The 23,898-nt window shown below is 44.7% G+C and carries 22 protein-coding genes; 21 read left to right on the top strand and 1 reads right to left on the bottom strand.

Annotated features, from left to right (window positions below; genetic code table 11):
* Nucleotides 1–118: 118 nt before the first annotated feature.
* From ACDJ58_RS19175 to spo0A, 15 genes are all read left to right on the top strand, one after another.
* Nucleotides 119–529 carry an Asp23/Gls24 family envelope stress response protein gene (locus ACDJ58_RS19175; RefSeq protein ID WP_024630996.1) on the top strand — a complete coding sequence of 137 codons (411 nt, stop codon included), beginning with the start codon at nt 119–121 and terminating at the stop codon, nt 527–529.
* A gap of 146 nt (nt 530–675) precedes the next feature.
* Nucleotides 676–1,215, top strand: coding sequence for an alkaline shock response membrane anchor protein AmaP (gene amaP, locus ACDJ58_RS19170; RefSeq protein WP_076291879.1), 540 nt, complete (start codon nt 676–678; stop codon nt 1,213–1,215).
* A 14-nt stretch (nt 1,216–1,229) separates the two neighbouring features.
* Entirely contained in the window at nt 1,230–1,463 is a 234-nt protein-coding gene (locus ACDJ58_RS19165; protein WP_053784412.1) for a DUF2273 domain-containing protein, read from the top strand.
* Between the two features lie 195 nt (nt 1,464–1,658).
* Nucleotides 1,659–2,111 (top strand): transcription antitermination factor NusB, encoded by a 453-nt coding sequence (gene nusB, locus ACDJ58_RS19160; RefSeq protein ID WP_063565701.1) that lies wholly within the window; start codon nt 1,659–1,661, stop codon nt 2,109–2,111.
* Nucleotides 2,112–2,159: 48 nt separating this feature from the next.
* Nucleotides 2,160–3,017, top strand: coding sequence for a bifunctional methylenetetrahydrofolate dehydrogenase/methenyltetrahydrofolate cyclohydrolase FolD (folD, locus tag ACDJ58_RS19155; RefSeq protein ID WP_053784414.1), 858 nt, complete (start codon nt 2,160–2,162; stop codon nt 3,015–3,017).
* A 10-nt stretch (nt 3,018–3,027) separates the two neighbouring features.
* Nucleotides 3,028–4,392, top strand: a complete 1,365-nt coding sequence (xseA, locus tag ACDJ58_RS19150; protein WP_413372409.1) for an exodeoxyribonuclease VII large subunit — start codon at nt 3,028–3,030, stop codon at nt 4,390–4,392.
* A complete protein-coding gene (gene xseB / locus ACDJ58_RS19145) occupies nt 4,382–4,639 on the top strand; it encodes an exodeoxyribonuclease VII small subunit (RefSeq protein ID WP_063565703.1) in 258 nt (85 codons plus the stop codon). Before xseA ends, xseB begins: the two co-directional genes overlap by 11 nt.
* Nucleotides 4,632–5,537 (top strand): polyprenyl synthetase family protein, encoded by a 906-nt coding sequence (locus tag ACDJ58_RS19140; RefSeq protein ID WP_413372408.1) that lies wholly within the window; start codon nt 4,632–4,634, stop codon nt 5,535–5,537. The genes xseB and ACDJ58_RS19140 overlap by 8 nt, the downstream gene beginning before the upstream one ends.
* Before the next feature lie 281 nt (nt 5,538–5,818).
* Nucleotides 5,819–7,726, top strand: a complete 1,908-nt coding sequence (dxs, locus tag ACDJ58_RS19135; protein WP_413372407.1) for a 1-deoxy-D-xylulose-5-phosphate synthase — start codon at nt 5,819–5,821, stop codon at nt 7,724–7,726.
* A gap of 72 nt (nt 7,727–7,798) precedes the next feature.
* The gene (locus ACDJ58_RS19130) at nt 7,799–8,644 is read left to right on the top strand and encodes a TlyA family RNA methyltransferase (protein WP_413372406.1); all 846 of its coding nucleotides are present in this window, start codon (nt 7,799–7,801) and stop codon (nt 8,642–8,644) included.
* Between the two features lie 81 nt (nt 8,645–8,725).
* On the top strand, nt 8,726–9,214 hold the full coding sequence (locus ACDJ58_RS19125; RefSeq protein ID WP_413372405.1) for a hypothetical protein: 489 nt from the start codon (nt 8,726–8,728) through the stop codon (nt 9,212–9,214).
* 124 nt (nt 9,215–9,338) lie between these two features.
* Complete coding sequence (ahrC, locus tag ACDJ58_RS19120; RefSeq protein WP_063565708.1) at nt 9,339–9,788, top strand: transcriptional regulator AhrC/ArgR; 450 nt, start codon at nt 9,339–9,341, stop codon at nt 9,786–9,788.
* A gap of 57 nt (nt 9,789–9,845) precedes the next feature.
* Nucleotides 9,846–11,564 carry a DNA repair protein RecN gene (gene recN, locus ACDJ58_RS19115; protein WP_413372404.1) on the top strand — a complete coding sequence of 573 codons (1,719 nt, stop codon included), beginning with the start codon at nt 9,846–9,848 and terminating at the stop codon, nt 11,562–11,564.
* Nucleotides 11,565–11,684: 120 nt separating this feature from the next.
* The gene (gene spoIVB / locus ACDJ58_RS19110) at nt 11,685–13,016 is read left to right on the top strand and encodes a SpoIVB peptidase (protein ID WP_413372403.1); all 1,332 of its coding nucleotides are present in this window, start codon (nt 11,685–11,687) and stop codon (nt 13,014–13,016) included.
* Nucleotides 13,017–13,208: 192 nt separating this feature from the next.
* Entirely contained in the window at nt 13,209–14,024 is an 816-nt protein-coding gene (spo0A, locus tag ACDJ58_RS19105) for a sporulation transcription factor Spo0A (protein WP_063565711.1), read from the top strand.
* 700 nt (nt 14,025–14,724) lie between these two features.
* Here the strand turns inward: spo0A and ACDJ58_RS19100 are convergent.
* Nucleotides 14,725–15,450 carry a hypothetical protein gene (locus tag ACDJ58_RS19100; RefSeq protein WP_413372401.1) on the bottom strand — a complete coding sequence of 242 codons (726 nt, stop codon included), beginning with the start codon at nt 15,448–15,450 and terminating at the stop codon, nt 14,725–14,727.
* A gap of 278 nt (nt 15,451–15,728) precedes the next feature.
* Here ACDJ58_RS19100 and ACDJ58_RS19095 point away from each other — a divergent pair, with 278 nt between their 5' ends.
* From ACDJ58_RS19095 to tnpA, 6 genes are all read left to right on the top strand, one after another.
* The gene (locus ACDJ58_RS19095; RefSeq protein WP_413372400.1) at nt 15,729–17,687 is read left to right on the top strand and encodes an ABC transporter substrate-binding protein; all 1,959 of its coding nucleotides are present in this window, start codon (nt 15,729–15,731) and stop codon (nt 17,685–17,687) included.
* A 187-nt stretch (nt 17,688–17,874) separates the two neighbouring features.
* On the top strand, nt 17,875–19,854 hold the full coding sequence (locus ACDJ58_RS19090; RefSeq protein ID WP_413372399.1) for a helix-turn-helix domain-containing protein: 1,980 nt from the start codon (nt 17,875–17,877) through the stop codon (nt 19,852–19,854).
* Between the two features lie 155 nt (nt 19,855–20,009).
* Nucleotides 20,010–21,047: an NAD(P)/FAD-dependent oxidoreductase gene (locus ACDJ58_RS19085; protein WP_413372398.1), complete on the top strand. Its 1,038-nt coding sequence runs from the start codon at nt 20,010–20,012 to the stop codon at nt 21,045–21,047.
* A gap of 228 nt (nt 21,048–21,275) precedes the next feature.
* A complete protein-coding gene (locus ACDJ58_RS19080) occupies nt 21,276–21,920 on the top strand; it encodes a hypothetical protein (protein WP_413372397.1) in 645 nt (214 codons plus the stop codon).
* A gap of 537 nt (nt 21,921–22,457) precedes the next feature.
* Nucleotides 22,458–22,934 carry a hypothetical protein gene (locus ACDJ58_RS19075; RefSeq protein ID WP_024630975.1) on the top strand — a complete coding sequence of 159 codons (477 nt, stop codon included), beginning with the start codon at nt 22,458–22,460 and terminating at the stop codon, nt 22,932–22,934.
* Nucleotides 22,935–23,124: 190 nt separating this feature from the next.
* Nucleotides 23,125–23,598, top strand: coding sequence for an IS200/IS605 family transposase (tnpA, locus tag ACDJ58_RS19070; protein WP_413372396.1), 474 nt, complete (start codon nt 23,125–23,127; stop codon nt 23,596–23,598).
* Nucleotides 23,599–23,898: the final 300 nt, after the last annotated feature.

The following is a 23,898-nucleotide window of genomic DNA, read 5'->3' as shown; positions in this document are numbered from 1 at the left end:
GGTTGCAGGAGTTCCGGTAAAGCCGGACCGGAAGGGTTCTGAAGGTCAGATTGGCCTGAATACCAGTGCCCTGACGGATGGCCGCAAACTTATTTCGCGAAAGGTGTGTTGAACAGTTATGAGTACACTGCCGACAGAATTTGAACGAACGGATATCGGTGAAATCCAGATCGCACCTGAAGTTATTGAAGTGATCGCTGGACTGGCTACAGTTGAAGTGAAAGGTGTTGCAGGCATGAGCGGCGGATTCGCTGGTGGATTTGCTGAATTGCTTGGTCGCAAAAACCTTTCCAAAGGCGTTAAGGTTGAAGTAGGTCAGCGTGAAGCTGCAGTGGATGTTTCCGTTATTATTGAATATGGTTACCGTCTGCCACAGGTGGCTACCGAAATTCAACAGAACGTGAAGCGCTCCATCGAGAACATGACAGGATTGAATGTGAATGAAGTTAATGTGCACATTCATGACGTTCAGTTCAAGAGCACCGAGAAAGTTGAAGAAATCGATCTGAACAGTCAGCGCGTAAAATAAAAGAAGACAGATTCCCCCGGCATCACTGCCGGGGGTTATCCCGTCTTGGACAGGTCTTCATAAAAGCGGAAGCTTGCACCTGAGGATCACTTTTTGCCAATGGGCAGGTTAAGCAATGTTAGTGAGCAAGGGAGGCTGTGCAGTTCGTGGCTAAAATACTGGATCGGCTTCTGTTGTTTATATACAGCATAAGCGTTGGAGCAATATCGGCAGCAGTCATACTTCTTATTAGTGGTGTGCTGCCTTACGAATTGAATTACCAGCAGGAGCAAAACGTCATTATTGCGGCGGTTGTTGCAGCAGCAATTTTGTTTATCCTGAGTTTGCGATTTTTCTACATCTCGGTTCGGCGTGATCGTGCTTCATTGCCGTCTGTAGATCAGCGTACCGAGTATGGTGATGTGCAGATTTCGATGGAAACGATTGAAAATCTCTGTCTCAAAGCAACTTCCCGTTTCCGGGGAGTACGTGATGTCAAAGCTCGTATTCGTGTGGTTGAATCCGGACTGGAGATTATGATCCGTGCAGTAGTGGATGGCGAGACGCCAATCCCGACGCTGACAGCCGATCTACAGAAGGCAATACATGATCATGTACAGGAGATTACGGGTATCCCGGTTTCTTTTGTCACCGTGTATATTGCCAACGTTACCCAGTCGCCTAACTACAAGAGTCGAGTGGAATGAGGTGAGTTTCACTGATGCTGTGGAGAGAGATTTGGGATAGTCACAGAGGCCGAATTACCGGAATTGTCGGCGGCATCTTTTTTGGATTTCTTTATGTATGGATCGGTTTTTGGGATATGTTGTTCTTTGCACTCTTGGTGTTCATCGGTTATACGTTAGGTAGACGAAGCGACTCGAAGCTGGGCTCGTTCATTCCCTGGAGGGAATGGGGGCAATGGCTCGGCGATCGCTGGCGTCCCTTTAAGTGAGCCACCTGAACCCTGCAATATGTTTCTTCCGAAAATAGAGCTGTAGTTTAGGTTGCCCGTTTTTTGGAGGAAACGATTGCAGGTTTTTTTGTGAAAAGGGATAACAATATAATAAGATCTCTGATTCCATCAAAGATTTTATATTTTAAAATAAGCATGATGACGCTCCACAGGGAGCGCTGCAGGAGGCAGGACATGAAAAGACGTTTGGCAAGGGAAATTGCAGTACAAAGTCTGTATCAGATGGAAATGAATGAAGTGGGCGCAGCTGAAGCCGTGAATATGTTGATCAATGAAGCCGCTGAAGACAATGAAACCGAAGTGGTTATTCATGATGCAGATGTAATGCGTACCTACGTGACCGAAATGGTACAGGGCGCATGGAACAATAAAGAAGCGATTGACGGATTACTCGTCGATTATTTGAAAGGTTGGCAGATTAGCCGTCTGTCGCGTGTAGACCGCCAGATCCTACGGCTTTCAACGTATGAAATGGTGTTCCGTGATGATATTCCGGCAAAAGTATCTGTCAATGAAGCGATTGAATTGTCCAAGTATTTTGGTACAGATGAATCCGGTAAGTTCGTTAACGGCGTACTTGGGCGCATGATTCAGGAAGTCAGCACCATCAAAGCAAAACTGTCTTAATTTTGTGAGTCACTTAATTATATGTTCACATAAGGGAGAGAGAGTACAATGACAGCATCTATTATTAACGGTAAAGAAGTATCCCAAGAGATCCGCGCAAGCATGACGACAGAAGTAAAACAGCTTAGCGAACAGGGGGTAGTACCTGGTCTGGCTGTTGTGCTCGTCGGGGAAGATCCGGCATCCCAAGTATATGTGCGTAATAAAGAAAAAGCATGTCACGACCTCGGTTTCTATTCCGAAGTTCATCGTCTGGATGCAAGCACCTCCCAAGAGGATCTGCTCGCGCTGGTGGACAAGCTGAACAAACAGGAATCCATTAACGGCATTTTGGTTCAGCTCCCATTACCGAAGCATATCGAAGAGAAAGCGGTTATCGATGCGATCGCTGTGGACAAAGACGTGGATGGATTCCATCCGGTTAACGTGGGTAATCTCGTCATTGGTGACGATAGTCTGTTGCCATGCACCCCTGCGGGCGTGATCGAGCTGATCAAGCGTACCGGTCTTGAAATGTCAGGCAAACATGCCGTAGTTATCGGACGTAGCAATATTGTCGGTAAACCGGTATCCTTGCTGCTACAACGTGAGAACGCAACGGTAACGATGTGTCATTCCCGTACAGCGAACATGAAAGAGATCACGCGTCAGGCAGACATTCTTGTGGTTGCAATCGGACGTGCAAACTTTGTGGATGCCGATTTCGTCAAACCTGGTGCCGTTGTAATCGATGTGGGGATGAACCGTCTGGATAACGGAAAACTGGCAGGAGATGTAGATTTCGAGAGCGTGAAGACGGTATCTGGCCCAATTACTCCGGTTCCTGGAGGCGTTGGCCCAATGACAATCACTATGTTAATGCAAAATACACTGATCGCGGCCAAACGCGCTCACGGATTGGCCTAGGTAACTGTCTGTGGCAGATCAAAAAATTTACTCCATCAAAGACCTGAACCGATACATTCGGATGAAACTGGAATCGGATCAGGTACTGTCGGATGTATGGCTGCGCGGAGAGATCTCCAATTTTACACATCACTCCAGCGGTCATATGTATTTTACATTGAAGGACAAGGACAGCCGAATTAAGTCCATTATGTTTGCTTCCCATAATCAACGATTGCCCTTTGTACCGAAGGAGGGTGCAAGGGTTATTGCTCGTGGTAATGTCTCGGTGTATGAGCGGGATGGACAATATCAATTCTACGCTACACACATGCAACCGGACGGTATTGGAAGTCTGTATTTGGCCTATGAGCAGCTGAAAAAAAAGCTGGAGGACGAGGGACTGTTCTCTACATCACGGAAAAGGCAGATTCCCCGTTTTCCACAGACGATTGGTGTGGTCACTTCACCTACAGGTGCAGCGGTAAGGGATATCATGATTACATTGCAACGCAGATATCCTTCTGCCCAAGTGATTCTGTATCCTGTACTCGTTCAAGGAAAAGGTGCGGCTCCTTCCATTGTGAAGGCCATCAACAACCTGAACCGAATGGGCGAAGCCGATGTGCTGATTGTCGGACGAGGCGGCGGATCACTGGAGGAGTTATGGGCTTTCAATGAGGAGATCGTGGCAAGAGCGATTGTGGGTTCGGCCATTCCTGTGATTTCAGCGGTTGGGCATGAAACGGATTTTACGATTGCCGATTTTGCTGCTGATCTGCGTGCGGCAACGCCTACGGCTGCTGCCGAACTGGCAGTACCCAATCGAGCTGAGCTGCTTGATCAGATCGCTCAGCGCCAGCGTCAACTGCAGCACAGTTTACGTCAGCGTGCTGTTCATAATCGGGAGCGACTGGCCAGATTGCAACGCTCACCTGTGCTTGTGCATCCCAGACGAACCTTAATGCAGCATACGGAGCGACTGGATATGCTGCAACAGCGTCTTCTGCGAACTGTAGATACACGTATGAAATGGACAACCGAGAAACAGGAGCGTTTGCGTGCAGCGCTGCAACGATTCAATCCTCGTGAACAGGTGAATGCAGCAAGACGGGAGAATGCATCAGCCCGGCGTCAACTGGAGGTTGCAATCCGATCTATTACGAGAGCGAAGCAGCAGCAGTGGAAATCAACTGTGCGACATCTGGATGCGCTTAGCCCGCTCAAAGTCATGTCACGCGGATACAGCCTTGTCTATGACGAACAGGAACAACGATTGATCAAATCGATGAAGGATGTACAGCCTGGAGATTCGATAAAGATTAAATTAACAGACGGACAGCTAGACTGTCAGGTTTGGGGAATGAAGGAGGACGATAATACCCATGGCGAATGAACCGGAATTGAATTTTGAAGAGGCAATGGCGGCATTGGAAGACATCGTAGGTCAGCTTGAACATGGTGATGTTCCACTGGAACAGGCTATCGATTTGTTTCAGCGCGGAATGAAGCTTTCCCAACTTTGTGGTTTGAAGCTGGAGCAAGTGGAACGTAAGATCGAGATGATCGTAGAAGAGGATGGGGAACTTCGCAAAAAACCGTTCGGCGCTGCCGTCGACGAAAGCGGTGAAGTCAATGAGTGATCGTCCTTCGTTTGAAACATATCTTGAGGAAGTCACAGCTGAAGTGACGGGAGAGTTGAAGCAGACTCTTCCTGTTCACTGGGATGTGCCTCAGTCACTGGCTGACGCGATGCAGTATTCACTTATGGCCGGGGGCAAACGCCTTCGTCCACTTCTGGTCGTTGCTGCGGCGGAAGCCTTCGGTGCACAGCGTACAGCTGCATTGCCGGTAGCCTGCGCCGTGGAGATGGTTCATACGTATTCGTTGATCCACGATGACCTACCCGCCATGGATAATGACGACTATCGCAGGGGAAAATTAACGAACCACAAAGTATTTGGTGAAGCGACAGCAATATTGGCTGGCGATGCACTGTTAACGCATGCTTTTTATAGTATTGTCCAGTCAGGTCGTCGCAGCGGTGTGTCTGCAGATGCAGTGTTGTCCATTGTGGAGGAGTTGTCCGAACTGGCTGGAGCAAGAGGCATGGTTGGCGGACAAGTAGCTGATATGGAAGGCGAGCAGGGCATGACAGATCTTGCCCAATTGCAATACATTCATCTGCACAAGACCGGAGATTTAATTGTGTTTTCCCTCATTGCCGGCGCTCGTATTGGTGGTGCGACAGAAGGACAGTTGGAGGCGCTGCGCGTATTTGGTAGAGACCTGGGGCTGGCTTTCCAGATTCAGGATGATATTCTGGATTTGACGGGTGACGAGCAGAAAATGGGCAAGAAGACGCAAAGTGATGTGAATCAGCAAAAGGTCACATACCCTTATTTTATTGGTATGGATGCATCTCTTCAAGAGGTGAAGTCCCTTACGCAATCTGCGAAAGATGCACTCGGCAGAGCTGAGTTACCTGACCCTTCCAGACTGATGGAGATCGCAGATTATCTGATGAGTCGAGATCATTAGTTCCGGGTGCGCTTCGCTGTTTCAAATCACTCAAAATTGTGTAATCAATTTAATGTGCTTTTTCTGGGCTTTATGAAGAGAGTCTGTTCCAAGTGGGTTTGGGAATACATATTGAGGAAGATCATACGAACCTTGCTGGCGAAAATGCTCGTTATCTGGAGTATAGTGCCGTAAATTATGATTCTTGTTCTTTTATGTTATAATGTTTTAATGTCATTTAATAAACTATGTATATATGGATTACACCAAATCAAACAATCTAGGAAAGCGGGGAGATTCTCGTGCTGCTTCCACAAATTAAACAACCCAGTGATCTAAAGTCGATGTCTCAGGATGATCTCGTTCTTTTGTCGGCAGAGATCCGGCAGTTTCTGATTGAGAAGCTGTCCGTTACAGGGGGCCATCTCGCACCCAACTTAGGAGTGGTTGAGCTCACGGTAGCCCTGCATTATTGCTATAACAGTCCGGTGGACAAAATGATTTTCGATGTAGGGCATCAGGCTTATGTGCACAAGGTTCTTACGGGGCGGATGGATCGCTTCGATACACTTCGTCAGCATAATGGCTTGTGTGGATTTGTTAAACGTAACGAGAGTGAACATGATGTATGGGAGGCCGGTCATAGCAGTACATCGTTATCTGCTGCGATGGGCATGGCGCTTGCCCGTGATCTCAAGGGTGAAGACAATCAGGTTATCGCGATGATCGGGGATGGAGCGCTTACAGGTGGTATGGCCTTTGAAGCTCTCAATCACATCGGTCATGAACAGAAAAAGCTGATGGTTATCCTTAATGATAATGAAATGTCCATTGCTCCGAATGTCGGGGCTATGCATAAATATTTGAGCAAAATACGTTCGGATCGCCATTATTTGAAAGCCAAGGATGACGTGGAAGGAATGCTCAAAAAAATTCCTGCCATAGGGGATCGCTTGGCCAAATCGGCGAGCTGGATTAAAGATAGTGTCAAATACATGATGGTTCCAGGAGTTCTGTTCGAAGAGCTGGGTTTCACTTATTTGGGACCCATTGATGGACACGACATTCCTAAATTGATTGAAACGTTCAAACAGGCGGATAACGTGGATGGTCCTGTAATGGTTCATGTACTGACAACCAAAGGTAAAGGCTATCAGCCAGCTGAGGCCGATTCACACAAATGGCACGGAATTTCTCCGTACAAGATCGAATCAGGTCAAGTGCTTAAAGCTGTAGGCAAACCGATGTATACGGAAGTGTTTGGTAAAACGTTGATTGATCTTGCCAAGCAGGATAAACGAATTGTAGCGGTAACACCAGCCATGCCAACTGGTTCAGGTCTCATTCCTTTCAGTAAGGAATTCCCTGATCGCATGATTGACGTGGGTATTGCCGAACAGCATGCAGCAACCATGTGTGCAGCACTGGCAATGGAAGGGTTGAAGCCGGTATTTGCCGTCTATTCGACATTTATGCAACGTGCGTATGATCAGATTGTACATGATATTTGTCGTCATAACGCCAATGTCATGTTCGCCATTGACCGTGCCGGATTTGTTGGTCCAGATGGTGAAACGCATCAAGGTGTGTACGATGTGGCGTTTATGCGTCATATTCCGAATATCGTTTTGATGATGCCTAAGGATGAGAATGAACTGCGCCATATGATGAAGACAGCGCTTGAATATAATGAAGGCCCTATTGCTTATCGTTATCCACGAAACAATGTTGTAGGCGTGCCTCTTGACGAGGAACTCATTCCGATTCCAATCGGTGCATGGGAACAACTTCGTCCATCTGAAGGTTATGCTATCATCGCTTCAGGATCGATGGTACAGCTTGCTGAAGAAGCTGCAGAGACTGTTAAAAGAGAAGGTATTACGGTTGGCGTAATTAACGCCCGTTTCCTTAAACCGCTTGATGAGCAGATGCTGCGCGATCTCGCAGTTCGAGGCACGAAGTTAATTGTGCTTGAAGAAGCATCACAAGCAGGCAGTATGGGCAGTGCAGTTCTGGAGTTTTACGCAGAACAAGGGCTGCATGATGTTCATGTGCAACTGATGGGCATTCCGGATCGATTCATTGAACATGGCAGTATTGAGGAACAAAGAGCTGAAGTAGGACTCACGGTTGAGAATGTGAGCTCGGAGCTGCGCAGTATGGCAGCCCAATCTTCATATGGTATGTCCAGAACTCGGTTCCCTTCATAACTGGAACAATCAGAGAAACTGGAACACATTATTAATTAATTAATTAGGATTACTACATGATAGGAGAAAGACATGTCACTCCCGAAAGAACGAATTGATGTTCTGCTGGTTGAGCAGGGATATTACGAAAGTCGTGAGAAGGCAAAAGCTGCAATCATGGCTGGACTGGTATATGCCAACAATGAGCGGATTGAAAAAGCGGGCATGAAGATTCCACGGGAAGCCGAACTAAAAGTAAAGGGTTCAGTACATCCCTATGTTGGTAGAGGCGGATTAAAGCTTGAAAAAGCGATCCGTCACTTCGATCTCGATATGAATGGACTTGTGATGCTCGATATCGGTTCATCCACTGGCGGTTTTACCGATTGTGCCCTACAACATGGTGCATCTCATGTATATGCCATCGATGTAGGTTATAACCAGCTGGATTGGTCCCTTCGTAATGATGAACGGGTTACTGTAATGGAAAGAACCAATTTCCGTTATGTGACTCCGGAAGATCTACATGGACCTGTGCCGAATTTTGCCAGTATCGATGTATCCTTTATTTCGCTGAGAATTATTTTGCCGCCGTTGCTGGCACTTCTGAAGCAACCGGCAGACATTGTAGCGTTAATTAAACCTCAGTTTGAAGCAGGCCGTGAGAAAGTCGGCAAGTCTGGCGTCGTTCGTGATACTAAGGTTCACAAGGACGTTTTACAGACAATGCTTCGTTTCGCCAATGAGCTTGGATTAAAGCTAAAAGGTTTAACATTCTCGCCGATTACAGGCGGAGAAGGAAATATCGAATTTCTCGCTCACTGGCGTCTGGAAGAACCAGAAGCAACACAACATGAGAACGTTCAGGCTTCACTTGATGCACTTGCAGATCAAGTTGCAATGGAAGCTGCCCATACTTTTACAGGAAACTCATCATAGGATGGGTTTCTTTTCGCTGGAAAGGTGACATTCTAAAAGGAAATCGGTTGTCGAATCTCGAATATGTCTTCGAGGTGAGCGATGATGGATGGGCAATATGACACAATTGTTATTGGTGTACTTGCTGTCTGCTTGATTTTATGGCTGTTCTTTGGCTTTCGGAATTGGGTTAATCGTCCGATTCCAGTAAGCTTGTCGGGTATACAACTGAATTTAGAAATTCAGGATTCACCGGCAGTGGATCTGCTTGAAGCTGAAGGATATGAAGTCATCGGAGGTAAAATGAAAATTCCTTTAGCCTTTGAAGCGGATGAATCCGTTTATTACAGCAGGCTGTTCATTGATTATGTAGCAGAGCGTGATGATGAGAGGTATCTGGTGAAAACGTCCCGTCGCAGGCAACCTCTTGAACTTACTGGGCCATCCCTGCGAGATCGCTTCCTGTATTATTTATTGTTATATCCCGGTTGTGAAGGATTGCTGTATGTGGATATGGAGGAATCGGATATCAAGGTAATCAGGCTCATGGACTATCAGGAAGACGTGTACGATGGAGATGATCTGGACTAAGGGTATTTATGAAACGTGAAAGTTGTTTATATAACGAATGAACGAATTGCAGGATGGCAAACGTTATGGAAATTAGAATTTGCCGTTTTATTGCAATACATTGAACTTTTAACTGGAGGCATGTATGAAAGGACAACGACACATTAAGATACGTGAAATCATAAGTCAAAACGAAATTGAAACCCAGGATGATCTGGTTGAAGCTTTGCGTAAATCCGGATTTCAGGTGACTCAGGCCACTGTATCACGGGATATTAAGGAGCTTCTTTTAATCAAGATCCCCATGGACGATGGACGATATAAGTATTCTTTACCTACAGACCAACGATATAATCCGATTCAGAAACTGAAACGTGCCCTCGTGGACAACTTCTTACACATCGATCATACAAACAATCTGGTCGTGATGAAGTGTTTGCCTGGCACTGCTAACTCCATTGCTGCCTTACTCGATAATATTGAGTGGACGGAAGTGATGGGCACCATCTGTGGAGATGATACCATACTCATCATCTGCCGGACGGAAAGTAACAGCGTGACCGTAATCGAGCGGATTATGGGTTATATTTCCTAGAATATAATGGTTCAAAAACATAATTTCTGAGTGAGTCATCCGGAGGTGTTTTTGCAGATGTTAGTTACATTATCGATTCGTAATCTGGCTGTTGTAGAAGAAGTTGATGTTGTTTTCCACCCGGGATTCCATGTCTTGTCTGGTGAAACAGGAGCGGGTAAATCGATCATTATTGATGCCTTGGGTCTGATTGCTGGTGGACGAAGCTCGGCCGATCTGATCCGCTATGGATGTGAGAAGGCCGAGATGGAGGCTCTGTTTGAAATGGAGCCAAGCCATCCGGTATGGGAAACGCTGGAGAAGCTTGGCATCCATTGTGAGCCGGAGGAGCATCTGGTGATTCGCCGTGAACTGAATACCCAAGGTAAAAGTACATCTCGTATTAACGGCCAATTGGTCAATTTGACGATGCTCCGTGAAGTCGGAGAAAAATTAATTAATATTCACGGCCAGCATGAACATCAAAGTTTGTTGCGCGCAGAAAGTCATCTGGGGCTTCTGGATACATACGGGGCAGCAATCATCGGTCCAGTCAAAACGGAATATCAGGAACGCTACAGTAACTTTATTACGGCGGAAAAAGAACTGCGTGCACTTCAGGAGTCAAGTCAACGTGCGTATCAATTGCTGGACATGTATCGCTTTCAACTTGAAGAGATTGCAGCTGCTTCTCTAACGCAGGGCGAAGATGAATTACTCGGAGAAGAACGGGTCAAACTATCCCATAGCGAGAAAATGATGGACAGTGTTGCTGGTGCATATGATTTGCTTAGCGGTCAACGTGGGTTAGAAGCTGTAAGTATCGCGCTGTCACGAATTGAAGATATATCGGGATATGACAGCAAAGGGCTGCAGCCTATTGTTGAACAGCTGCAGTCTGCATTTTATCAGCTGGAAGACGCGACGTTTCAGTTGCGTGATTATCGGGAGAAGATCGAATTTAACCCGGCGAGATTGGAAGAAGTGGAACAGCGACTGAATCTTATTTCTGGCCTCAGACGGAAATACGGCGACAGTGTGGAACTTATTTTGAATTATTATGAACAAATTAGCCATGAAACCGACCAGTTGGAGAACAAGGATGAACGTCTGGAGAAATTGCGTAATGAACGTGACAAATTGCTCAAATTAGTCATGGAGTCTGCCGAGGAACTCAGCCGCGTTCGTAAACAATGTGCAGAGGAACTTGCAGCACAGGTGGAAAGTGAGCTGAAGGATCTCCAGATGGAGAGAACGACGTTAAGAGTTCAGATTACTCCTTTTGAAGATTCAAAAGGGATTGAATGGAATGGGCGTCGCATTCGTCTTACGCGTCAGGGTGCAGATAATGCGGAATTCCTGATTTCTCCGAACCCAGGTGAGCCTTTACGTCCGCTCGGCAAAATTGCTTCCGGTGGTGAGTTGTCCCGAATGATGCTCGCGATGAAGAGTATATTCGCACGTCATGACCGGATTCCGGTGTTGATTTTTGACGAGGTGGATACGGGGGTAAGCGGAAGAGCAGCACAATCCATTGCGGAGAAATTATATCGTCTGTCCTCCACTTGCCAAGTTTTCTCTATTACTCACTTACCACAGGTTGCTTGTATGGCTGATCATCAGTATCTCATCGAAAAGCATGTTTATGACGGGCGCACGATGACACAAGTGGAATCGCTGTCAGACGAAGGCAGAGTGAAGGAATTGGCACGTATGCTGGGCGGTGTGGAAATTACAGAAAAAACACTGCATCATGCACAGGAAATGCTGAATTTGGCGGAAGCCAAAAAAGGGTGAAACGAGCGGCTGGCGTAATGATTGACAGTAATAAAAGCCTGGGGGCGAGGTTATCTTATAGGTACGCAATTGGCGACCACCTTTCGTCAAGCGAAAGAAGCAAAGGGAGTGTGACAGCCATTGAATTCCCCCCTCAGGAAGAAATTGCTAGGTCTTTTATTTGCCTTCTTTCTATGTGTGATCAGCCAGGCCATTCAGCCTGTGCAAAGTTATGCTTCATTGCCTGATGAACTCCAGGTATTTGCAGGCAGGCAGGCTGACGTTCATCTCGCTGTACCGGCTGCTTCAAGCGCTGTTGTGGATCGTCCTGACATCGTTGGTTTTGATGGAAAGGAAACTGCGGTCCAAGTAACGAAGCAACAACCTTTGCATCTTCATCCCCAACAAACGGGACATGCCAAATTAACGTTGAAGTTGTGGGGCAAAATTCCGGTAAAAACGGTTAACGTAAACGTGATTCCGGATTTGCGTGTAGTACCCGGGGGTCAAACCATTGGCGTCAAAGTAAAATCTGCAGGCATTCTGGTTGTAGGGCACCATCTGGTTCGTTCTGGACAAGATGAACGTGTATCCCCTGGAGAATCAGCAGGCATCAAGCTTGGGGATCTGATTACCCATATGGACGGTAAACGCCTTGATGGTGTAACGGGTGTAGCTGAAGCTGTTGAGCATGCAGGCAAGAGCAAAAAAGGAATAGATGTTGTATTAAAACGAGGCAAAGAAACAGTTAAGACGCGTTTGACACCGGCTTATGATGCGGAAGATAAAGCCTGGAGGCTTGGATTGTACATTCGTGACTCCGCTGCAGGTGTAGGGACATTAACCTTCTACGCTCCGGACCAGGGCGTATATGGCGCACTGGGCCATGTCATTACGGATATGAACACGCAGACCTCCATCGTCGTAGGCAGTGGTCAGATCGTTCAGTCCAATGTAACATCGATCTCCAAGAGTGAATCCGGTGATCCGGGTGAAAAACGAGCTCATTTTCTGAAAGAAAGCAAAATTTTGGGCAATATTGAACGTAATACGGCTTTTGGTATCTTTGGTAAAATGTCCGGTAATCCTGAACATAGTTTGTATTCAAAAGGCATTCCCGTTGCGTTCTCCCATGAAGTAAAAGAAGGTCCTGCAGAAATTCTCACAGTCGTTGAGGGCCAGCAAGTGGAACGTTTCTCGATTGATATTGTTCACGTAGCAGATCAATCCGAACCAGCAACCAAAGGTCTGGTGCTTCGTATCACAGATCCGAAGCTTCTGGATAAGACCGGAGGCATTGTACAAGGCATGAGTGGCAGCCCCATTGTGCAAAATGGAAAACTGATTGGTGCCGTGACCCATGTGTTCGTCAATGATCCGAAATCAGGTTATGGCTGCTTCATTGAATGGATGTTACAGGATGCAGGAGTCATGATGAAAAAGGATAATGCAAAAAACCTTAAGGCGGGTTAACCTCCTTAAGGTTTTTTTGTCGAATGGAAACATATAATATCGGATAATGAAATAAATTATTTATTATATAGCAACGCGAAAAAAAAATAAAGAAAAATAATTTTCGACAGAAGGAATTTCCTCCCCTGTGTCGAAAATTTAACCTGTAAGGAAATGTACGAAACGATGTTTAAATTAAAGGAGGATACCGTTTTGCAAAAAATTGAGGTATTGCTGGCCGATGATAATCGTGAATTTACGAATTTGCTTGCCGAATATATATCCGAACAGGAAGATATGGAAGTAACCGGAATTGCTTACAATGGAGAAGAAGTGCTGCAGTTGCTGGAGCAGACTCGCGATGTACCGGATGTACTCATTCTGGATATTATTATGCCTCACCTGGATGGACTGGGTGTACTGGAGCGCCTGCGCAACCTGAATCTGTCTCCACAGCCCAAAGTCATTATGCTTACGGCTTTCGGACAAGAGAATATCACGCAGCGTGCCGTGCAACTCGGGGCTTCTTATTACATCCTGAAACCGTTTGACATGGAAGTGCTCGCGAATCGTGTACGTCAACTGGTTGGCACGCAAACCACGATCTCCACAGGTGGTGGCGGAGGTTCATCGATGTTTATGAACAAGTCCAACGTGGTGCCGATGGGTAAACACAAAAATTTGGATGCAAGCATTACGTCCATCATACATGAAATCGGCGTTCCTGCGCATATTAAAGGATATCAGTATTTACGCGAAGCCATCACGATGGTGTATAACAATATCGAAATTTTGGGTGCTATCACGAAAACCTTGTACCCAGCGATTGCCGAAAAGTTCAAAACAACGCCGTCTCGAGTCGAACGAGCCATTCGTCATGCTATCGAAGTGGCTTGGACACGTGGTAACATCGACAGCATCAGCCACCTGTTTGGTTATACCATCAACATTAGCAAGTCGAAACCGACGAACTCGGAATTCATCGCGATGGTTGCTGACAAGCTGAGAATTGAGAATAAGGTGTCCTGAAAGGATCAGAAGTGATATAGAACAATTCTTACTTATGTATGAGCAGATTGAACTTTATGATTTAACATAAATAATGCAACCTAAAAAACCGTTACAAACGGGCTTAAATAGCCTTTTTGTAACGGTTTTTTATACATGTAGGAGGCGTTTACAACCTCTACTCCTGTTATAATGAAATAAATTTTTATGCTTAAAAGAAGTGCAAAGGAGATAGAATCTACTGAATAAAACTGAAATTTCACAACTAATCTTTTCTAAGTATCTTGAAGCAGAAAATTTGGTCAAGAAATAATTCATATTGATAATTTAAAAAAATATTCAGATGAACAATGGTTAAGTTAGAGTGAAGAAGTACTAACTTTTGATTTTGATGGCTGGTCAGCGAATGTCACTTTTACTAAAAACGGTTCTTATCATAGTGACAGCTTAGATTTCTTCTTTTCTACAAATGATCTGCAGCGCTTCATTCTTAGCAGTGGAATAAGTGTGCCAATTTGTTTCCGAGAATGAGTTCGTATTTTTGTTCAAGAGCCCAGCCAGTGCTCATTATTTGTTGCAGAATGATCGTTATGTGCTTCGAAAGCTGTCGGGAACTTTTTTAGATTATGCTCAGACATATATGCCTACTATAAAAAAATATATGTTGAATCAACATCCATTTTTTAATATGATCTGAAATTACATCACCTCTGTCATCTGGTCAAACCCGGATGTCAAGAGAAGTGCTGGATGGAGCAGAGGAAGCATTTGCTTGAATTCCTTGAATTTTTCCTGGGTCTTTATCATTCTGCATAACATTGGAAATCTTCGATTTGTTTTCAGCCTTATTTTCTTTATTCACTTCCTGATCTTCATCAGCATGAGATGGTGGAGTCGGATGGGAAGCTTCTGTTGGTACCAGTTGGTTAATCTCTTTTAATTTTTCCCCGATAGACTGATCAACCTTACGAATTTGAGAATCAATCTCTTGGACCATCTCACGTTTCATTTGAAAAACAGTTTGTTCTGCGTTCTCCAGCATCATCGACTTGCCCATGTCATTTCCTGCGTCATTATCAAGAACGATCCGGTCGAAGCGGGTTTCTCCTTCTAGTGTTTGAATGGACCCGTGCATGCGATCACGCAAACCAACCAGTTTGCCTAACTGATCATAAGTCTGGCTATGTTTGATTAGATGACCCATTGCCGGAGCCTGATTTTCGTCAGTGAGCTCAGAGGGTTGAGGCTGTTGTTGCTTGGGTTGCTCAGACTGTTTCAATTTATTTTTTTCTTGAATCTCCTCACTTTTGATTTGAGCGATTTGATTATCGACCTGTTGGATGAAACTCGTTATAGATTTAACTCGTTCTGCCTTAATTTTGGAGTCCAACTGATCATTAGATTTGACAGATTGCAGTTCTTCATTAAGCCTGATTTTTTGTTTCATAAGTCCCTGAATTTCCTTATCTCTGCTGGAGACTTGGCTCCCGGGGGCGAAGCTGCTTTTGGAGGCAGGTGAAATTGAATTCATGGTCTTTTCCCCTTCTTCGTTATATCGTGGATATACTTACATATATCGGATGTTATGAGAAGCAAATGAAGATACGTTGGCTAATAAGTTCACTTTCACTTGTGTGTTGCTTACTTGCTGATAATAATTGATAATGGTTATCAATGAGTGAGGACTGTTTAGTCAATCTATTTAGACGGAGTTGGGTTAGTGAAATGTGGAATAATTATTACATACTCTGGAACTATGCTGCTGTGAGTATTGCGGATATACGTTATATGGAGTTAGGTCCATGTGAGGAGCTAACATATAAATTTCCTGCGAGCACGTTTGTGTTCACCATCCAGGGTAAAGCCTATGTAACCATACACGACCAGAAGCATGAAGTGAGTCGTTTTTATGTTCTCCATGGTGGAAAGGGGAATGTGCTGCATATTCAAGCTGGACAATCCGGATTGAACCTGTTTTACCTTATGTACAAATCAAGCTTGCCAAGTGGAGGAAGAACCGATTTGGCTAACATGATGGAGCATATGAATCCATTTCAGCTAACCTATGGTTTTGCCCCCAAGTCACCAGTTGTGCTGTATGAGCAAGTAAAACAGATACACGCTTTATGGAATCAAAAGAACCCCATACATCATTTTCAGGCAAAAAGCCTGTTTTATCCTTTCGTAGAGCAAGTATCAGCACAGATTCCTCATGCTGCAACTCGCTATTCCTTTACGAATCAAGTCAGCGAAGTCATCGAAATTGTGGAATCCTCTTATGCTGAGCCCCTAACGTTGCATGTTTTGGCAGAGAAGGTCGGCAGCAGTCCCAGAAGTTTATCCCGCAAGTTCAAACACGCAACGGGTTATAGTCCAATCGACTATCTGATTCAGTTTCGTTTGTTCAAGGCCAAGGAGATGCTGCTGCATACCGACGCTACATTGGATGAGATTGCAGCAGGCATTGGTTATCCGGACGGATATTATCTGGGACGTATGTTTAAAAAACATACAGGCGTTTCTCCGCTTCAGTTCAAGGAGAAAACATCTGGACCTCTAAAATGGCCTGATCTGACATCGGCCCTGGCGCGAAATGACATTTCGAGTGGCAGAGCCGGAAGGTATGTTTATAACGATGGTGATAATCATTATCAATATAAACACGGAGGGTCATTGTACATGAATAGACAGACAAGAACGGGAATGCTGCTTAGTATTTTATTAAGTCTCACTTTACTGCTGAGTGCCTGCTCGCCAGGGGCAACTAGTAATGCTGGGGGAGAAACAGCGGGAAGCAAAGGGACTTCGAGTGCCACCAGCACAGTAACGGCCGATACCCAATCAAACAATTCGAAGCCTCGGATCATCTCGACGGTCAAGGGAGATATCACGGTCCCGGCTGAACCCAAGCGAATTGTGGTTGATTTATATTTGGGAAGCCTGATTGCTTTGGGAATCAAGCCAGTAGGGACACCAGAAATGAACCTGAAAAATCCCTATTTTATCAAATCACTTGAGGGCGTAGAGAATATTGGTGAATACGAAACCATTTCTCTTGAAAAGGTGTTGGAACTTCAACCAGATCTGATTGTCACAGGTGACCCTGATTTGTTTGATTCTTTTAGTAAAATTGCTCCTACTCTTGTTGTTCCTTATGGAGAGTTGAAAAACACCCATGAAGAGATCGCTTATTTCGGTAAAGCGTTGAACAAAGAAAAAGAGGCTGAGTCATGGTTGGCCGATTACGACGGACGAATTGCGGACGCCAAGAAGCGTGTAAGTGAAGCAATCGATGCAGATGCAGAAGTATCAGTTATGCAATTTTACGATAAAGCACCTTTAGCCTTTGGTGATAATTTTGGGCGTGGAGGTCAGGCTGTGTATAGTGCTCTCGGATTGAATCCTCCAGCAGACAAAAAAGAGATACTAATGAAAGATCAGCTTGTTGAAGTCTCGTCCGAATCCATACCCGAATTTGCCGGTGATTACATTATTCTTACGGCAGACAACCTGACTGTAGAGGAATTGAAGTCCAAGCCGGTATGGAGTTCGCTTGATGCCGTCAAGAATGACCATGTGTTTATTTGGAGTCCGGATCGTTCATGGTATTTTGACCCCATTGCAACGTTGGATCAGACCGAGGAATTGGCAGCTTGGTTCACGAAGACAGCAGATCAAAAGTAAATCTTTCAGATCATTAGTTGGTGAAATTGAATCCTGGTCAAAATACAGTTGATAATGAAAATTATTATCATTTATAATGAAGGAATAATAGTGAACCACTATAACGTTTCGGTTAGAGGATGGTTTGCAGAATAATGACCTGTACAAGGTCTATGTTCCTGGTGAGACTGGGATTGGAGAGTAATCGATGCAATTAAACGAACAGATGCAATGCTGGAATCACGCGGCTATTAAAATTCTGGATATACGTCGGATCGTCATGGAGGCAGGAGAGATACAGGAATCCTATTTGCTTCCGGCAAACGCTTTTATATACAGCATTCGGGGTGCAGCTCAATTTAAATTGGATGGAAAAACACATGAAGCACAGCGATTCTGTATTCTGCATGGTGGTAAAGGATCATCACTGGATATTCGGGTGAGCGAAAAGTTTGAATATTATTTGCTGTTCTACAGGGCATTCCTTGCGTTCCCAACTCATCGTAAAACATGGCGGTTGTCACAACCTCCTCAGGTTGCTCCGTTCTCTTTGCAATATGGGTTTACGCCGAGTGATCCTCTTGCTTTATTGCGCTATTTTGGTGAACTGGAGAAAGCGTGGGATCAGGCGAGCAGACTGGACTTGCTGCAAGTAAAAAGTTTGTTCTACCAATTTATTCATGAGCTGTTGTTTCAATTGGCAGAGCAGGAGATCAGAACAGTGCTTCCAGACCCTATTGAGCAAACACTTCGCTACATACAGGAACATTATAGGGAACAGGTGACTCTGGATTTTCTGGCTGAACAATTCAACTACAGCTCCCGTCATTTATCCATGCAATTTAAACGAAAGACAGGACACAGTCCGATTGATTATCTCATTCAAACGAGACTGACCAAGGCCCGGAATCTGCTTGTGCGATCCGATGCAACCCTGCGCGAAATCGCGGCAGAAGTGGGATACACGGATGTGTATTATTTCAGCCGTATTTTCAAAAAACATGTGGGCCTGTCCCCCACACTCTATCAGCGGAAAATAAGAGACCAGACCCTTGCAGAGGATCGTCCATTACAATTCTCCGAATCGTCCATTGGCTGGAGATGGATGCGAGGATATATTGATTATGAGAATCATTATCAATATATAGACGGAGGGTCTACATCAATGAAAAGAAGAAAAACAAGCTCCAGCATGATTTTGGTTGCACTTTTAAGCATCACAATGCTTTTATCGGCATGCTCCGCTGGCTCTGCAACAACAACAGCTACGGGGGAAGGCACGAATACGAACTCATCTACGAGCACAGCCGCATCTTCATCATCAGATTCAGGTAGTCAAACGAACAACGAAAATGGAACACGCACGGTCTCCACGGTTAAAGGTGATGTTGTTGTCCCGGCAAATCCTAAACGGGTTGTTGTACTTTATCTTCAAGGAGATGTTGTAGCGCTTGGAATTAAGCCTATTGCGACGTCTGACGTATTTGATGGGGCTGCATATAAGAATGAGCTTGAAGGTGTAAATTCACTGGGCACCTGGTTTGAACCAAATCCTGAGGCTGTTATTGATCTTGACCCGGATTTGATCATTGTTCCTTCAGAAGAGACCTACACGCTATTAAAAGATATTGCACCAACTGTTTATGTCCCATATGAGAAATTGACAACGGAAGAAAGACTTCATAGTATAGCTAGCATTTTCGGCAAAGAACAGGAAGCAGACGTTTTAATCGACAATCTTAACAGCAAAGTCGAAGAGAGCAAGAAAACACTTGCTGATGCAGGCATACTGGACAAAACGGCCTCCATCGTCGAGGGTGGGCTGAAAGAGATGGTCATTGTAGAAAGTAAGCAATACGGCAGAGGATCTCAGGCTATATACGAGTACTTGGAAATGAAAGCACCTGAAGCGGTCCAGAAAAAAATTGACGTCGTTTCCGACGCGGCAGGTTCGACCTTGTCCATGGAAGTTCTTCCTGAGTATATGGGAGACTACGTGTTTCGTTCGGTATATGAAGGGGCAGATAACCTTAACGATAATCCAATCTGGAATAGCATACCCGCTATCAAAGAAGGCCGTCTAATCGAGATTGATTTTGATTTCTTCTATTACTCGGATATCTATTCCATCAACAAGCAAATCGATTTCGTTGTCGAGCATCTACTGGCAGCTCCCAAAGTTAAGTAATCAACAAATAAATAACGATGTAGTTTTGTATAAGAAATGTTTGAATTTTAGCCATTGTAATTTGATAAGTTTCCCATTAGACTAGGGAAAGAGTGATAATGAGAATCGATATCAAATAGTCGAGCGCTTTGGATCGAACTGATGGAGGTAACTAAATGGATCAGCATTTGGAATTATATGATGTAACAATTATCGGCGGGGGACCTGCCGGCATGTATTCTGCATTTTACAGCGGGATGCGTGATATGAAGACCAAGTTGATTGAGGCGCGGGATAAATTGGGTGGTCGCATGCTCTTTTATCCAGAGAAAATGATCTGGGACGTTGGCGGCGTCACCCCGATTCTGTGTGAAAATTTGATTAAACAGCTGGAAGAACAGGCGAGAACATTTGAGCCAACGATTGTGTTTGAACAGCAAATTGAAGGATTCGAGCGTCAGCCTGATGGCACGATTCTGCTGACATCGAATACAGGAGAACAACACTGGACACGTACCGTCATATTGGCGATCGGGTATGGTATATATAAAATGGCCAAGCTGGAGCTTGAAGGTGCTGACCGTTATGAGGTAACGAACCTTCACTACACAGTACAGGAGCTGGAACCTTTCCGTGGTAAACGGGTACTGATTTCTGGTGGAGGTGACTCCGCCGTGGATTGGGCTAATGAGCTTGAAGCACTGGCAGAGCAAGTGACGGTTGTGCATCGTCGTGACCGCTTTGGCGGATTGGAGCGCAATGTACTGCGGATGAGAGAATCCTCAGTGGATATTCGTACACCATACGCCGTTGATACTCTGCATAGTCAAAGTGGGGAGATCATCGAACAAGTGACGATATCCCATGTTGAGACAGGTGAGAGTGAAGTCCTTGATGTGGATGCGATTATCGTCAACCACGGCATGAAGAGTGATTTTGGCCCCCTCCGGGACTGGGGACTTGATCTTGGTGAATGGCATGTCAGCACAACAGAGAAGTTGCAAACGAATATTCCAGGCGTCTTCGCTGCAGGAGACTTTGTAGATTACGGAAGTAAACTGTATCTGATTGCTGGTACATTTACGGATGCAGCCCTCGCGGTAAACAGTGCAAAACTGTATATGGACCCTGAGGCGGAGAAAGTGGCCTATGTGTCTTCCCATAACAGCCGTTTTAAGGAGAAAAATAAAGCACTTGGTGTTGTGGAAGAATAGAAATCTCTTCATATTAACTTCAACTCCAATTGTTCAAATCAAACGAAGTAGTTCTGGCTAATGCCGGAGCTACTTTTTTAGTTTCCATTTTCGGTATGAACCTCCTCGAATTGCACAACATAGAACAGGCACCGGAATTGAACATGCATCATCAACTGTCTATAATGAGCCTTAGAAGTGAGGAAAAACATCAAGAAACGTCAAACAGATTAGAGTGGAGTGCAGAATATGAAAAAAGAATCTCAACGTATATCCACATTCATTCATCGGTGGTTCAAAGGCCCTGAGAAAAAACGTATCAAATGGTCGGAAGTCTATCTCGCTGTTGCTGGTAAAATGCACCGTCTACTGGTGGAAGGCCGACGCGCACGTTCAGCGGCCAGAAGACTGCATCAGGATTTACCTATTATCGCTTTAGGCCAGATGAAGCTGGAACCGGGAGATATTTTATATACGCCAAGTTCGGAATCGACCTATTACGCCGGGCATATGGGGATTATTGGACTCGACGGTAAAGTGTATCACGTACACCCTTACGGACCTGTGTTTGCCGATTCCTTGGATTGGTACATCACCCGCTTTTATGAGGGAGATCGTTTCATTGTATTTCGCTCCCGTTTGAATCAGGCTGGTGTGAAGGCAGCACAGTGGGTACAAGATCATTATAAGCAGGTGAAATTCTATCGATTACAGACGAATCTGCGCAGCATCGAACGAAACTATTGTTCCAAATTTATATATCAGGCATACCAATTTACATCTGGAGTTGATCTGTGGAGTCGCAAGTTTGTGAAGCTGAATCAGGGATATATCTATCCGTTTCGAATTGAGCGCTCACCCGCGCTGGAGGTTCTTGGAACGTTTTATAAATAAGGCAAGTTAACCGACGGAAGTTCCTTTCTTTTACAAGAGGTTGGGACAGATTCTGTCGGTTTTTTTGTATGTGTAGAGATTAAAAACAGGAAAAAGGCTCAAAACGTCGAATAGATTATGAGATAGGCATGCACAACTTGGAATCGTATACATAACCAATGCAGGATCAATTTTTGCCCAAGCATAAGCAATTCACCCCTTAGAAGGCAAACAAGGAAGAGAGAGAAAGAGATGAAATGGCTGAACTTTGTGCGCAGGTTCAAATCAAACTCAAACGTAGTAAACCTATCCGATTACACTCCCAGGAAGGAAAGGAGGCAATATTGTTCCATCTGTAGTAAAAAAGTGAAGTCCATCGTGCATTATGCGTCTTCTCAGGGAAATGTTTCAGGTGTATGCAGTTCTTGTAAATCAGTGGCGGAACATCGAGGAATGTTACCCATTTAATAAGGAAGAGATACGCTCAGGAAATAACATTGCTTTGATTTATGAGCGTTTTTGTAGTACATTAGCAAATGTATTCGAAGGAGGATTCTAATGTACTCAGGTAGACAAGACGATACTTTATACATCATGACCTACACCTTAAACAGCGGTATCAAGGGTACGGTTCCACTGTCAAATAAGCAGATTATTGAGTGGCTGGATTGCTACAGAAATGAGAAGCGCTTCGTGACCGAAATCGGCAAGGAGTTTTTTGGATTGAATGCAGGATTGGTAGCAGATTTCAAAGTTCAGAATCATTTATCGGATTATCAGCAGACAATTATGCCTACACAGCAGCAGGATAACATGGAACGCTTGTCCAGCGCATATAAATCAACCGAGTTGTTAATGAAGATTGATTGCAAATGTGGTACGGCATATGTGACGGAATCTCCATATAAGCGCACCAAATGGTACTGCACCAAGTGCAAAGAGATCGTATTTTTGGATGCCAAAAAAGGAATGGTAGAAACGTCGCGTGGCGACGCTTACTACATGACCAACAAATATTTTGTTTCCCGGGACTAGCGGGAGATGACGAATGGGAAGCATCGCTGTGAGGCGGTGCTTTTTTGTTATGGCTTTAGCCAGTTGAGTGCGTGAAACGCGCGAAACAAAAAACCACCCGCTATGCGGGTGGAGGGATCGAGGGTTTGACCGCCAAGACCATTCCAATAAAATTGAGATGTTCAGGCTCAAAAGAAAGGAATGGTCATTGATGGCAAACAAGAGCTACAGCCTAGCTCACACAAAGTGGATGTGTAAATACCACATTGTGTTTACCCCGAAGTATAGACGGAAAGAAATCTATAATCAAGTAAGGAAAGATTTAATCGAAATTTTCAAACGTTTGTGTAAGTACAAAGGTGTAGAGATTATAGAAGGTCACATGATGCCCGATCATGTCCACATGTTGGTAGCGATTCCACCGAAAATTGCAGTCTCAACGTTCATGGGATATCTAAAGGGAAAAAGTTCGCTCATGATATTCGAAAAACATGCTAAGTTGAAGTATAAATACGGTAATCGAAAGTTTTGGGCAGAAGGGTACTATGTGAGCACAGTGGGTCTAAACGAAGCAACGGTAAGAAAGTATATTCGTGAGCAAGAAGCACATGATCAAGCGGTAGATAAGCTGAGTATAAAAGAATACGAAGATCCATTTAGCAGTAATAGGAGCAAAAAGAAGTAAAACCAGTTTAACTGGTAAGTGAAAGCGGCAAATAACACTGAGCCTGAACAGATTTGCTGTCAGGCTAGCGTCTTTAGGCGCAGTTTGGCAACAGGGGGTTATACCCCAAGAGCAAACCACCCGTTGGACGGGTGGTCATGATTTGCACAGAAAGAGCTAATGACGAAGATAAGAAGAGGTATATTAAGGGCATGCTGGTAAAAAGGAGTTATAATAAAAAAAGCCCTCAGGGGCTTTTTTTGAAATCTCAGGAAAACTGTAGCAGCAGATACCGCCGATCAGAACCTATAGATTAATCAT

Origin of the sequence: Paenibacillus taichungensis (assembly GCF_047302525.1) — a bacterium.
GTDB lineage: Bacteria > Bacillota > Bacilli > Paenibacillales > Paenibacillaceae > Paenibacillus > Paenibacillus taichungensis_B.
This window is presented reverse-complemented; position numbering and strand designations above follow the sequence as displayed.